The 11,925-nt window shown below is 71.6% G+C and carries 10 protein-coding genes and 2 pseudogenes; 8 read left to right on the forward strand and 4 right to left on the reverse strand.

Annotation, left to right across the window (positions count from 1 at the left end; translation table 11 throughout):
• Positions 1–20: 20 nt before the first annotated feature.
• The 4 genes and pseudogenes from ABZ826_RS22045 (at position 21) to ABZ826_RS22060 (ending at position 1,925) form a co-directional block, all read left to right on the forward strand.
• Positions 21–404, forward strand: a complete 384-nt coding sequence (locus ABZ826_RS22045) for a helix-turn-helix transcriptional regulator (RefSeq protein ID WP_361450755.1) — start codon at positions 21–23, stop codon at positions 402–404.
• A gap of 144 nt (positions 405–548) precedes the next feature.
• Positions 549–743, forward strand: a pseudogene (locus tag ABZ826_RS22050) (DNA starvation/stationary phase protection protein); the annotation flags it as partial.
• Between the two features lie 109 nt (positions 744–852).
• Positions 853–1,035, forward strand: a pseudogene (locus ABZ826_RS22055) (CsbD family protein); the annotation flags it as partial.
• Positions 1,036–1,559: 524 nt separating this feature from the next.
• Entirely contained in the window at positions 1,560–1,925 is a 366-nt protein-coding gene (locus ABZ826_RS22060; RefSeq protein WP_361450758.1) for a hypothetical protein, read from the forward strand.
• Here the strand turns inward: ABZ826_RS22060 and ABZ826_RS22065 are convergent.
• The 3 genes from ABZ826_RS22065 to ABZ826_RS22075 form a co-directional block, all read right to left on the reverse strand.
• Positions 1,873–2,637 (reverse strand): SDR family NAD(P)-dependent oxidoreductase, encoded by a 765-nt coding sequence (locus tag ABZ826_RS22065; protein ID WP_361450761.1) that lies wholly within the window; start codon positions 2,635–2,637, stop codon positions 1,873–1,875. The genes ABZ826_RS22060 and ABZ826_RS22065 overlap by 53 nt on opposite strands.
• Positions 2,638–2,674: 37 nt before the next feature.
• Positions 2,675–3,475, reverse strand: coding sequence for a DNA-formamidopyrimidine glycosylase family protein (locus ABZ826_RS22070; protein WP_361450764.1), 801 nt, complete (start codon positions 3,473–3,475; stop codon positions 2,675–2,677).
• 180 nt (positions 3,476–3,655) lie between these two features.
• Positions 3,656–8,323, reverse strand: a complete 4,668-nt coding sequence (locus ABZ826_RS22075; protein WP_361450767.1) for a DEAD/DEAH box helicase — start codon at positions 8,321–8,323, stop codon at positions 3,656–3,658.
• 81 nt (positions 8,324–8,404) lie between these two features.
• Here ABZ826_RS22075 and ABZ826_RS22080 point away from each other — a divergent pair, with 81 nt between their 5' ends.
• From ABZ826_RS22080 to ABZ826_RS22090, 3 genes are all read left to right on the forward strand, one after another.
• Positions 8,405–9,247, forward strand: coding sequence for an AraC family transcriptional regulator (locus tag ABZ826_RS22080; RefSeq protein ID WP_361450770.1), 843 nt, complete (start codon positions 8,405–8,407; stop codon positions 9,245–9,247).
• Positions 9,248–9,412: 165 nt separating this feature from the next.
• On the forward strand, positions 9,413–10,348 hold the full coding sequence (locus tag ABZ826_RS22085) for an AzlC family ABC transporter permease (RefSeq protein WP_361450904.1): 936 nt from the start codon (positions 9,413–9,415) through the stop codon (positions 10,346–10,348).
• A complete protein-coding gene (locus ABZ826_RS22090) occupies positions 10,345–10,650 on the forward strand; it encodes an AzlD domain-containing protein (protein WP_351082706.1) in 306 nt (101 codons plus the stop codon). Before ABZ826_RS22085 ends, ABZ826_RS22090 begins: the two co-directional genes overlap by 4 nt.
• Before the next feature lie 44 nt (positions 10,651–10,694).
• Here ABZ826_RS22090 and ABZ826_RS22095 read toward each other — a convergent pair whose 3' ends face one another.
• Complete coding sequence (locus ABZ826_RS22095) at positions 10,695–11,609, reverse strand: hypothetical protein (protein ID WP_361450774.1); 915 nt, start codon at positions 11,607–11,609, stop codon at positions 10,695–10,697.
• Between the two features lie 79 nt (positions 11,610–11,688).
• On the opposite strand from ABZ826_RS22095, the gene ABZ826_RS22100 reads away from it, so the two are divergent.
• A complete protein-coding gene (locus tag ABZ826_RS22100) occupies positions 11,689–11,883 on the forward strand; it encodes a DUF3046 domain-containing protein (RefSeq protein WP_361450777.1) in 195 nt (64 codons plus the stop codon).
• Positions 11,884–11,925 lie beyond the last annotated feature (42 nt).

An 11,925-nucleotide genomic window follows, 5' to 3' on the forward strand; every position in this document is an offset into this window, starting at 1 on the left:
GTCCGAGGAGGGAGCCACCGATGATTCTGCTCCGTCGCCTGCTTGGTGACGTGCTGCGTCGGCAGCGCCAGCGCCAAGGCCGTACTCTGCGCGAAGTCTCCTCGTCCGCCCGAGTCTCGCTCGGCTATCTCTCCGAGGTGGAGCGGGGGCAGAAGGAGGCATCCTCCGAACTGCTCTCCGCCATTTGCGACGCGCTTGACGTACGGATGTCCGAGCTCATGCGTGAAGTGAGCGATGAGCTGTCGCTGGCCGAACTGGCCGAGTCGGCAGCAGTCGGCGATCCGGTGCCTGTGCCGGTACGTCCCATGCTCAATTCCGTCTCCGTGACGTCGGTCGCAGGTGTGCCGACGGGACGGGTGACCATCAAGGCGCCCGCGGAAGCGGTGGATGTCGTCGCCGCCTGACCCGCGTGGTTCGGTGTGAATCGGAGCCCCGGTCGGCCCCTGAGGGGTCGACCGGGGCTCACGCGTGTCCGGGGCGGTCCCGGGTGTGCCCGGGCAGCGGACGGCGGAATGTGTCAGGGCGCCGGCGGCGGGCAGGCGCGGAGGAATGCGGTCGGGCCGCGCTTCCGGTCCGTGCACCTCCAGCTCGATGAGGTTGTCGACACCGCCCGCCGGCACTCCGGCACGGTCGCGGAGCGGGCCTCCGCAGTCGGCGTCAATCCGGACGGGCGCTCGGGGACGATCGCGAAGACCGCAGTCATCGGATCCGTGCCCGAGGGCTGGGTCAAGGACGTGGACGCCGCGAGCCGGGCGCCCACTTCCCTCCGCCGTTGTCAGGCAATGACATCCGATCTGCCCTGAACGGGGCAGAGCAACAGATCGCCCTGCCCGAAGGAGTCGCAGTGGTGACGAAGGCGCCAAGGACAAGATCAAGGGAAAGGCCAAGGAGGCCATGGGCAAGATGGCCGGCGAGCGACGCAATGAGGCCGAAGGCAAGGCGGACCATGCCAAGGGCCAGGCCAAGGACGCCATGAGTGGGGTGCGGGAACGGGTGGAGGGCGTCAAGGACTCCTTCCGCCATGACAAGCACTGAGCGTGCTTGCCGAGCCCCCATCCAAGGCGGTGGGGGCTCTGTGCTGCCGCAGCGTCGTTCCGTTCTGGATGCGGTACGGGCACTGCCGGGCGAGACTGCGGAGAGAAGGGCGTCGATCGGCGAGATCGCCAGGGGTCGCGCATCGGGTCCTCTGCCGGAGAGTCTGCGGCAGGGGCAGGCTCGCGCTCCGGCACAGCACGCTCGGGGAGTTCCAGGCGAGAGCGCACAACGGTATACGGCTGCGTACTGCGCGCCGGTGGTGCATCGGTGCGCCCTCCCGCCGCGCGAGCGGGCCGGGCTAGGGTCCTTCGTTTGGATCAGGCCGGATCGGTGAGCGGGGCCCGGTGTCGTGGAACGCGCGGGGAGGAAAGGAGTCGGATGGGGTCTCCCCTGCTCGAACGGAGCTGAGAGCTCGGGGAAGGCGCCATGGCGACCGACGACAACGTGGCGGGGAGCGGTGCCGGGGCACTCGGGCCCGGCATGATCCAAACGAGAGGCCCTGGGTTCGGCCGGAGGAGGCAGCCATGGTGCGGCGATGGGTGCCGGCGCTCGTTCTCGGCGGGGCGTGGTGGTGGGCCGTGCTGCGGCTCGTGCTGGAACCGGCCCACGCGGGGCTTGTCGAGGGCGCGGTGGCGGCGGGCGGATGGGGGCTGAGTCTGCTGCCCGTGCATGCGGCCGCGACCGCCGGGTCCGCGGGGGCCGGCGGGGCGGATGCGGACACGGGGTGGTGGTCCGGTGTCCGGGTACGGTGCGCGCGCTGGTGCTCCACTGCCGGGATGCGGTACGCGGGTCGATGGTCCGGCGTCGCGATACGGGGCGCCGGCCGGGCCCGGCGGACTACCAGGGCATGGCTACGCCGCCGTTCGGGCGGAGGATCTGGCCGGTCATGAAGGCCGATGCGTCGGACGCGAGATACAGCAGGGTGTGGGCGACGTCGTCGGCTTCGCCGACCCGGCCGAGCGGGGACATCCGCGCCATCGTGGTCTCTGCCCGGTGTTGCAGGTCCGCGTCGTGGCGGGCGGTCATGGGTGTACGGATCCAGCCCGGGGCGACGGCGTTGACGCGGATCGAATGAGGTCCCAGCTCGGTCGCGAGGGTCTTCGTCAGCTGGACGACTGCCGCTTTGGCCGCGCTGTAGCAGAGCAGCCCCGGGCTTGCGGCGTCGACCGCCCCCGAGGCCATGGTGATCAGCGAGCCGGGCGTGCCACGCGCGATCATGCCGCGGGCCACTTCCTGACAGGCGTACAGAACGCCCTTGAAATTGACGGAGAGGACCCGGTCGAGGTCCTCGTCCGCGGTATCCAGGACGCTGCTCGTGTGCATGATCCCGGCGATGGCGGCCAGTATGTCGAGGTCGCCCGCGGCGGCGACGGCGCCCCTGATCCGGCTGCGATCGGTGACGTCGAGGGTGTGTACGTGCGCTGTGCCACCCGCCTCGGAGATCAGGTCCCGGGTCTCCAGCAGTCCCTTCTCGTCGCGGTCCGCACAGTGCACGGTGGCGCCCGCTGCCGCGAGCAGGACGGCTCCGGCGCGGCCGATGCCGCCGGCCGCGCCGGTGATGAACGCGGAGCGGCCCGTGAGGTCGTACGCGGTGAGGGGCATGACCGGGACGGTACGACTGGATCTGACGGATCGTCAACTAGCTTGTAGGGCCGGATTGGCAGCGCGGACACCAGTAGGCGGGGCGGGAGTCCTGATCCGCCGAGCGGATCGGTGTGCCGCAGCGCAGGCACGGGCGATTGGTCCTGCCGTAGACCCAGAGCCGTTCGCGCGGGCCGTGTCCGCGAAGCGCGGCACCGGTGGTCGTGCGCATGGGGCGGTCACGATTGGCTTCGAGGAACTGCTTGGCCGTGGTGACGAGGCGGACGGCGGTGGGGGCGGCCAGGTCGCCGACGGGGAGCCAGGGGGTGACGCCGGCGAGGAAGCAGAGCTCGGCTTTGTAGACGTTTCCGATTCCGGCCAGATTGCGCTGGTCCAGGAGGGCCTCACCGAGGGGGCGGCCGGGGTCGCTGAGCAGATTGCGCAGAGCGGTGTCGGCGTTCCAGTCGGGGCCCAGCAGATCGGGGCCGAGATGCCCGACTGCCTGATCCTCATCGCGGGTGCGGAGGAGTTCGAGTACGGGGAGCCGGTAGCCGACGGCCGTGTGTTCCGTGTTGGCGAGGACGGCGCGGATCTGATGGGCGGGGCCGCCGCGCCAGCGCTCACCAGGGGCGTAGACCCGCCAGGCGCCGTCCATCCGCAGGTGGCTGTGGAGGGTGAGGCCGCCCTCGACACGGGTGAGGAGATGCTTTCCGCGCGAGGCGACGTCCAGAACCGTCCGGCCGGTGAGGTCCGCGGGGGCGAATCGGGGGACGCGCAGGTCGGAGCGGGTGAGGATCCGGCCGGCCAGCGCGGTGCGCAGACGTCCGGCGGTCTGCAGGACGGTGTCTCCTTCGGGCATGTCTCCATGATGCGGGGTGGGCGCGGTGGGGTGGTGGGGCAGTCGGGCGCGGGGTGGGCGGAGCGCCGGGGGGATTGGGGAGTGCGGGTGCGTGCCGCGTTCGGTGCGCCGTGTTCGGGGTGAGGGGGTGCGGTGCCGGGTACGGCGGTGCGGTGGGGGAGGAATGAGGTGTGGGGTGGTTCAGGCGCGCAGGCGGAGTCCTCTCGGCGTGGCCAGGAAGCCGGCCGCCTCCAGTGTGCGGCCGAGCGGAGAGGTCAGGGACGAGGCGCCGTTGGTGCGCTCCACCGTGACCGTGCCGAGCGCCCCCGCTCGGGCGGCGGCCGCCAGCGCCGCGGCTGCCGCGAGAAGTGCCGGATCCTCCGGATCGGTGGGCCAGGCCAGCAGCGTCTTGCCGCCGCGCTCCATGTACATCGTCAGTTCGCCGTCGACGAGCACCACCAGGGCGCCGGCCTTGCGGCCCGGCTTGTGCCCGGCGCCGTCCGGCGGTTCGGGCCAGGGCAGCGCCGCGCCGTAGGCATTGGCCGGGTCTGCCGCGGCGAGAACCAAGGCGTGGCGGGCGCCGCCCGGTTCCGCACGGTCGCGTGCGGTGGAAATGGCACGCAGCCGGTCGACCGCCCCGTCCATCGCGAACTGGGCCGCTCCCAGGCCCTCGACGACATAGCCGCGCCGGGCCTGCCCGTTGTCCTCGAAGGCGGAGAGGACGCGGTACGTGGCGGAGAAGCCGCCCTCGACACCCTCGGCCTGGACCGCGCCCCGGGTCACCACCCCATGGCGGTCGAGGAGGGTGCGGGCCAGGGCGTGCGCACGGTGCGTGGGGTCGGGTTCGGTGGCGGGGAGCAGGGACCATCGGCCCGAGACGGTCGGGGGGCCGGTGCGGGACGCAGGCCGGGCGGCGGCGGTGAGCGAGCCGTAACGCCCGCGCGGCACGCTCCGTTTGGCGCGGTGGGCGGTCGACCCCGCCGTGCGACCGGAGCCGAGGAGCGAACGCAGCGGGGCGAGTGTGTCATTGGTGAGCCGGCCCGACCAGGCCAGGTCCCATACGGCGTCCGCCAGTTGTGGATCGGTGCAGTCCGGGTGTGTGGTGGCGCGGACCTGATCGGAGATCTGCCGGAAGAACAGTCCGTAGCCACCACTCAGGGCGGTCAGGACGGACGCGTGCAATGCGCTGAGTTCGAGCGGGTGCGGCGGTGGGAGGAGCAGAGGTGCGCTGTCGGCGAGATAGAGGGAGAGCCAGCCGTCCTTTCCGGGAAGGGCGCCCGCCCCGGCCCAGACGACCTCTCCGGTAGTGGTCAGCTCGTCCAGCAGCGCTGGGGTGTAGCCCGTGACCCGGCTCGGCAGGATCAGCTTCTCCAAGGCCGACGCGGGGACGGGCGCGCCCTGCAACTGCTCGATGGCGCGGGCCAGTCCGTCGATTCCGCGCAGGCTGTTGTTGCCCAGGTGCTGCCACTGCGGAAGGAATCCGGCGAGGGCGGCCGGCGGGACCGGCTCCAGCTCGTGACGGAGCGCGGCGAGCGAGCGGCGGCGCAGTCGGCGCAGCACGGTCGCGTCGCACCATTCCTGACCGATGCCGGCGGGATGGAACTCGCCCTGCACGATCCTGCCGGTCGCGGCGAGCCGCTGCAGTGCGCCGTCCGTGACAGCCGTGCCGAGGCCGAAACGGGCGGCGGCCTCGGTGGAGGTGAACGGGCCGTGCGTACGGGCGTACCGGGCGAGGAGATCGCCGAGGGGGTCCTTCACCGGTTCGGTGAACGCCTCGGGTACGCCGACCGGGAGGGCGGTGCCCAGCGCGTCGCGCAGCCGTCCCGCGTCCTCGATCGCGGCCCAGTGGTCCGCTCCGCCGATCCGGACCCGGATGGCCCGGCGGGCGGCGGAGAGCTCCGGAGCCCACGGTGGCCGGGCGCCGCGCTCGGCCAACTCCGCTTCGGTGAGCGGGCCGAGAACGCGAAGGAGATCGGCCACCCCCTCGATGTCCTTGACCCGGCGGTCCTCGGTCAGCCACTGGAGCTCCTGCTCCAGCTCGGTCAGGACATCGGCGTCGAGCAGCTCGCGCAGCTCGGCCTGGCCGAGGAGTTCGGCCAGGAGGTGGGAGTCGAGGGAGAGCGCGGCGGCCCGCCGCTCGGCGAGGGGCGAGTCGCCCTCGTACAGGAACTGGGCGACGTAGCCGAACAGGAGCGAGCGCGCGAAGGGCGAGGGCTCCGGGGTGGTCACCTCGACCAGCCGGACACGACGGGCTTCGAGGTCACCCATGAGTTCCGTGAGCCCGGGGACGTCGAAGACGTCCTGGAGGCATTCGCGGACCGCTTCCAGGACGATCGGGAACGAGCCGAACTCGGAGGCGACCTGGAGCAGTTGCGCGGCGCGCTGACGCTGCTGCCAGAGCGGGGTGCGCTTGCCGGGGCTGCGTCGCGGCAGCAGCAGGGCCCGCGCCGCGCACTCGCGGAACCGCGAGGCGAACAATGCCGATCCGCCTACCTGGTCGGTGACCATCTGGCCGATCTCGCCCTGGTCGAAGGTCACGTCCGCGGCGCCGACAGGCGGCTGTTCGCTGTCGTACGAGGGGCCCGGCAGCGGTAGCGGATCCAGGGCAGGATCCTGCGCCGGATCCCGCACCGGATCGAAGTCCAGCAGGTCCAGGCCCATCAGGTCGGCGTCGGGCAACCGCAGCACTATGCCGTCGTCGGCATGCATCACCTGGGCATCCATGCCGTACCGCTCGGCGAGGCGGGCGTTCAGTGCCAGCGCCCACGGGGCGTGCACCTGCGCCCCGAACGGGGAGTGCACGACGACCCGCCAGTCACCCAGCTCGTCACGGAAACGCTCGACGAGGATGGTCCGGTCGTCCGGCACGTGACCACAGGCGCGGCGCTGTTCGTCGATGTAGGACAAGGTGTTGTCGGCGGCCCAGGCGTCGAGCCCGGCGGCGAGCAGGCGCTGCCGGGCATCCTCCGGAGGCATCCCGCCGATTTCCCGGAGAAACGCACCCAGCGCACGTCCCAGCTCCAGCGGACGGCCCAGCTGGTCGCCCTTCCAGAACGGCAGCCGGCCCGGAACGCCGGGGGCGGGGGACACCAGGACCCGGTCGCGGGTGATGTCCTCTATCCGCCAGGACGTGGTGCCCAGCGTGAAGACATCGCCGACCCTGGATTCGTAGACCATCTCCTCGTCCAGCTCACCGACCCGGCCACCGCCCTTCTTGGGGTCGGCACCGGCGAGGAAGACTCCGAAGAGCCCACGGTCGGGGATGGTCCCCCCGGAGGTGACGGCGAGCCGCTGGGCACCGGGGCGGCCCGTGACCGTACCGGCCACCCGGTCCCAGACCACACGCGGGCGCAGCTCGGCGAAGGCGTCGGACGGATAGCGGCCGGCGAGCATGTCCAGCACTGCGGTGAACGCCGACTCGGGCAGGGACGCGAAGGGGGCGGCGCGACGCGTCACGGCCAGCAGTTCGTCCACCTGCCAGCTGTCCAGGGCGACCATGGCGACGAGCTGCTGGGCCAGCACATCCAGGGGGTTGGACGGGATACGGAGCGCTTCGATGGAGCCCTCGCGCATCCGCTCGGTGACCACGGCCGCCTGCACCAGATCGCCCCGGTACTTCGGGAAGACCACGCCGGTGGAGACCGCACCGACCTGATGCCCGGCCCGGCCGACCCGTTGCAGCCCGGAGGCCACCGACGGCGGCGACTCCACCTGGATCACCAGATCGACCGCGCCCATGTCGATGCCCAGCTCCAGACTGGAGGTGGCGACCACGGCCGGCAACCGTCCCGCCTTGAGGTCCTCCTCGACCTGGGCGCGCTGTTCCTTGGAGACCGAGCCGTGGTGGGCGCGGGCGAGCAGTGCGGGGGCGCCCTTCGCCGCGCCGGACTCGGCCATGATCTCTGCGGGGGAGTGGGCCTCGGCGATCGTCTCACCGGTGAGCCGCTCGTACGCGATCTCGTTGAGCCGGTTGCACAGCCGTTCGGCGAGGCGGCGGGAATTGGCGAAGACGATCGTGGAGCGATGCTCCTGAACGAGATCGACGATGCGTTCCTCGACATGGGGCCAGATCGACGGCTTGTCCGCCTGGCCCGCTTGGTCGGGGTCGGTGGCGGGCGAGCCGCCGAGTTCGCCCAGATCCTCGACCGGCACGACCACCGACAGGTCGAACCGCTTGGTGGACGGTGGCTGGACGATCTCCACCTTCCGCTGCGGCGAGAGGAATCGCGCGACCTCGTCGACCGGACGCACCGTCGCCGACAGCCCGATCCGCCGGGCGGGCCGCGGAAGCAGTTCGTCGAGACGCTCCAGCGATACGGCCAGGTGCGCGCCCCGCTTCGTACCCGCCACGGCATGCACCTCGTCGAGAATCACCGTCTCGATGCCGGACAGCGCCTCCCGGGCCGAGGAGGTCAGCATCAGGAACAGCGATTCGGGCGTGGTGATCAGGATGTCCGGCGGCCGGGTCGCCATCGAACGACGCTCGGCGGGCGGGGTGTCACCGGAGCGGATTCCCACGCGGACCTCGGGCTCGGGCAGCCCCAGCCGTACCGACTCCTGGCGGATGCCGGTCAGCGGTGAGCGGAGATTGCGCTCGACATCGACCGCGAGAGCCTTGAGCGGCGATACGTACAGCACACGGCAGCGCTTCTTCGCCTCGGCGGGTGGCGGGACCGACGCCAGCCCGTCCAGCGCGGCGAGGAACGCGGCCAGGGTCTTGCCGGAGCCGGTGGGCGCGACGACCAGCACGTCCGAGCCCTCGCCGATCGCGCGCCAGGCGCCTTCCTGCGCGGCGGTGGGCGCGCTGAAGGCACCCGCGAACCAGCCGCGGGTCGCAGGGGAGAACGAATCGAGCGCAGAGCCGACCATGTCCCCCATCGTGCACCCCGCCACTGACAACGGCCGTGACGGCCACCGGTGACCTTGTCCGGGAGCTGCGAGAATTCGCCCATGGTGGCCGTACCGGAGCCGGGATCGGGAGAGTGGGCGAGGCACTGGCAGCACGCGGAGCTGCCGGGCCTCGATCTGCTGCGCGCCCGGTACGTGCGCCATACCTTCCCGCGCCACAGCCACGAGGGGTATGTCTTCGGCACCATCACCCGCGGGGTGGAGGACGTCGGGCTGCCGGGCGGCACCGTCCACGCGGGCCCCGGGGCCGTTGTCATGATCAATCCGGAGGTGCCGCACACCGCCCGCGCGGGTGTTCCCGAGGGCTGGGTGTACGCCACGCTGTACCCGTCCGCGCAAGTGGTCAATGACATCGCGGCCGATACGACGAGCCTGCGCGGCACGGTCGGTTTCACCGAGGCCAGCGTCGTGGACCCGTACGCGGCCCGGCTGATCGGTGAGGTCCACCGGGCCGCCGAGGAGGGCAACGCGCTCGCCGCCGACACCGTGCTGCGGGTCATGGTCGAGCGGCTGCTCAGCCGGCACGGCAGCGCGGTGCCCGCCCGCGCGCCTCGCTCGGCCGGTGCCCGCGACGCCGTGCGGGCCCGCGCGGCGCTGGAAGGCCGAATGGTGCGGCCGCCCACGCTGGCCGTGTTGGCCGCAGAACTCGGCACCAGCCCGTTCGCGCTGCTGAGAGCCTTCAAGAAGCAGTACGGGATGCCCCCGCACGCCTGGCTCACTGACGCCCGTGTGCGAGCCGCACGCCGGATGCTCGACGAGGGGAGGACGCCCGCGGAGGCGGCCGCCGAGGTCGGCTTCACCGATCAGCCGCATCTCAATCGTCATTTCACCCGGATCGTGGGGGTGCCGCCCGGCGCGTACCGGCGCGAACGTGCGAGGACGTAGAACCAGAACGAACGTGCATGGACGTAGAACAGCGCGAACGTGCGAGGACGTAGAACCAGCGCGAACGTGCAAGAACGTACAAGACTGGTCCGGATCTGCCCCCGTAGCGTTCCGATCGTGGCAGAACAGACAACATTTCCAGAGGGCGTCGGCAGAGCAGCCGGTCTGCCCCACGGCAGCCCGGTCCTCCCCGGGGCGCAGCCGGACGCGGTCGCGACGAAGTCGGACGCGGCCGTCGTGCGCGACGCGCTCGGAGTCGGCATAGCCGTCGGACTCTCCGGATTCGCGTTCGGCGTGACCTCGGCCGGCTCCGGACTGAGCCTGCTGCAGACGTGCGCGCTCAGTCTCGCCGTCTTCACCGGCGCCTCACAGTTCGCCCTCGTGGGCGCTCTCGCCGCGGGCGGCAATCCGTACACCGCGGCCGCCGGGGCCTTCTTCCTGGGCGTACGCAACTCCTTCTACGGCCTGCGGCTGTCGCAGCTCCTCGCGCTTCCGCGTACGCTCCGCCCCTTTGCCGCCCAGTGGGTCATCGACGAGACCACCGCCGTGACACTGCCGCAGCCCACCCGGCGGGCCGCACGGATCGGTTTCGCCGTCACCGGACTCACCCTCTACGTGTTGTGGAACCTGACGACGCTGCTGGGGGCCCTCGGCGCCAAGGCGCTCGGCGACACCGACGCCTGGGGGCTGGACGCGGCATCGCCCGCGGTCTTCCTCGCTCTGCTCGCACCGATGCTCAAAAGCACGACGGAGCGCATCACCGCCGCCGTCGCGGTCCTGCTCGCGCTCGGACTGCTGCCCGTACTGCCCGCAGGTGTCCCCGTCCTGCTGTCCGCTCTCGCCGCACCCGCCGTCCTCTTCCTGGGCGGACGCCGCAGCGGAACGAACGGGAGCACGACCACGACGCGGACGATCACGACGGACCTGTCCGCGACGGACCTGTCCGCGACGGACCTGTCCGCGACGGACCTGTCCGCGACGGACCTGTCCGCGACGGACCCGTCCACGACGGACCCGTCCACGACGGACCCGTCCACGACGGACCCGTCCACGGGGGAGACGACCACGACGGACACGACCAGGCTGGAGGACAACCGATGAACGTCTGGATCGCCATCGCCCTGACCGCCGTCGGCTGCTACCTCGCCAAACTGCTCGGACTCCTGGTGCCCGCCGGCGTCCTGGAACGTCCGCTCGTGCAGCGGCTCGCCGCGCTCCTGCCCGTGGCGCTGCTGGCCGCCCTCACTGCGCAGCAGACGTTCGGAGCCGGCCAGCACCTGACGCTCGACGCCCGGGGTGCGGGGCTTGCCGCGGCGGCGCTCGCACTCGTCCTTCGCGCGCCCTTCCTCGTGGTCGTGGGGGCCGCCGTGGTCGTCACCGCAGGCGTACGCGCTCTCGGCTAGACACCGTGGCCGGGCTCACGCTCCCCGTCTCCTCGCTCGCCGTCTCAGTCGAGGCTGCGTCCATGGGCCCGCAGTGTCATCAGCGCCTTGAGTGTCACGATGGGGCGTCCGTCCAGAGCCGTTCCCGGCGCCCACTGCCGCCAGTTCACCGGCCAGCCGCCGTCCGGCTGCTGCTCGGCCGCGAGATGGTCGAGCGAGCGCTCCAGCTCCTCGTCGGTGAACCAGCGGCGGGCGAGCGAGTCGGGGGTACGGGCGTAGTCGTACGGGAAGTGCTGCTCGGCCGGTGCGTATCCGGCCGCCACCGGGTACTCCGCGCGCCGCTGCGGATCGAGCACGGCGAGCCGCTGGTCCCGCACCAGCCGGCCGAGCCGGTCGGCCGCAGCCTCCGCACGGCTTCGGTCCGGAGCGCCGTCCAGAAAGGCGAGCGCCGCCTCGATCTCGTACGGATGCGACCGGTCCAGTGCGTCGATCGCGGCCCAGCAGAAATCGGTGGCCCGGAACAGCCAGGCATGCCACACCGCGTTGCGGTGCAGAAGCCCGACGACGGGTCCGGTGGCCAACAGTTCCGCGGGCGGATCGTCGACGATCGGGATGAACGGCGCGGCCGGATAGCCGCGCTGTGACGGGAGGAGAGCGGGCAGCGCCCCCTCCTTGGTGGACACCTCGGTCAGGAAGCGGCAGATCCGCTCCACCCGGATCCCGCCGCAGCGGCCGATGGAATCGAGGACGTTGAGCGCGTGCGCGGTGTGCAGCGGCTGACTGACGGGGCCGCGCAGATCGGGTTCGAGCGCGTGCCCGTACCCGCCGTCCTCGTTCAGATAGGCGGCGAGTGCCGTTTCCACGGCATCCGCACTTCCTTCCAGGAAGTGATGGGCGAACCGCCGCTGTTCTAGGACACGGGCCGTGAGCCAAATGAACTGCTCGGCACGATTGAGGGGACTTGTTCCGGTTCCAGCCATGGACCGACCGTAGGGCGGTAAGCGCTCTCGGCAAGACGTAGCGGCCCGGCTGCACTCTCAGGAGCGGGATACTGAGGTCATGCGGTTGACGATTTTCTGGGAACGGATGGCGGACCACTTCGGTGCGGGTTACGCCGATTCCTTCGCGCGCGATCATGTGATGGCCGAGCTGGGCGGACGGACGGTGCACCAGGCGCTGGCCGCGGGCTGGGACGCCAAGGATGTCTGGCGCGGTGTCTGTGCGGCGGTCGACATTCCTGCCGACAAGCACTGATCCCCGGCTGATCCCGACATCCCCGCCGGCGAACGCTGACCC

Origin of the sequence: Streptomyces sp. NPDC047515, from assembly GCF_040643055.1 — a bacterium.
Lineage (GTDB): Bacteria > Actinomycetota > Actinomycetes > Streptomycetales > Streptomycetaceae > Streptomyces.

Coding starts and splice junctions, on each gene's coding strand:
- ABZ826_RS22065 (WP_361450761.1), bottom strand. CDS start 2,637: ATGCCCCTCACCGCGTACGACCTCACGGGCCGCTCCGCGTTCATCACC.
- ABZ826_RS22095 (WP_361450774.1), bottom strand. CDS start 11,609: ATGGCTGGAACCGGAACAAGTCCCCTCAATCGTGCCGAGCAGTTCATT.
- ABZ826_RS22070 (WP_361450764.1), bottom strand. CDS start 3,475: ATGCCCGAAGGAGACACCGTCCTGCAGACCGCCGGACGTCTGCGCACC.
- ABZ826_RS22100 (WP_361450777.1), top strand. CDS start 11,689: ATGCGGTTGACGATTTTCTGGGAACGGATGGCGGACCACTTCGGTGCG.
- ABZ826_RS22045 (WP_361450755.1), top strand. CDS start 21: ATGATTCTGCTCCGTCGCCTGCTTGGTGACGTGCTGCGTCGGCAGCGC.
- ABZ826_RS22080 (WP_361450770.1), top strand. CDS start 8,405: ATGGTGGCCGTACCGGAGCCGGGATCGGGAGAGTGGGCGAGGCACTGG.
- ABZ826_RS22090 (WP_351082706.1), top strand. CDS start 10,345: ATGAACGTCTGGATCGCCATCGCCCTGACCGCCGTCGGCTGCTACCTC.
- ABZ826_RS22075 (WP_361450767.1), bottom strand. CDS start 8,323: ATGGTCGGCTCTGCGCTCGATTCGTTCTCCCCTGCGACCCGCGGCTGG.
- ABZ826_RS22060 (WP_361450758.1), top strand. CDS start 1,560: ATGGTGCGGCGATGGGTGCCGGCGCTCGTTCTCGGCGGGGCGTGGTGG.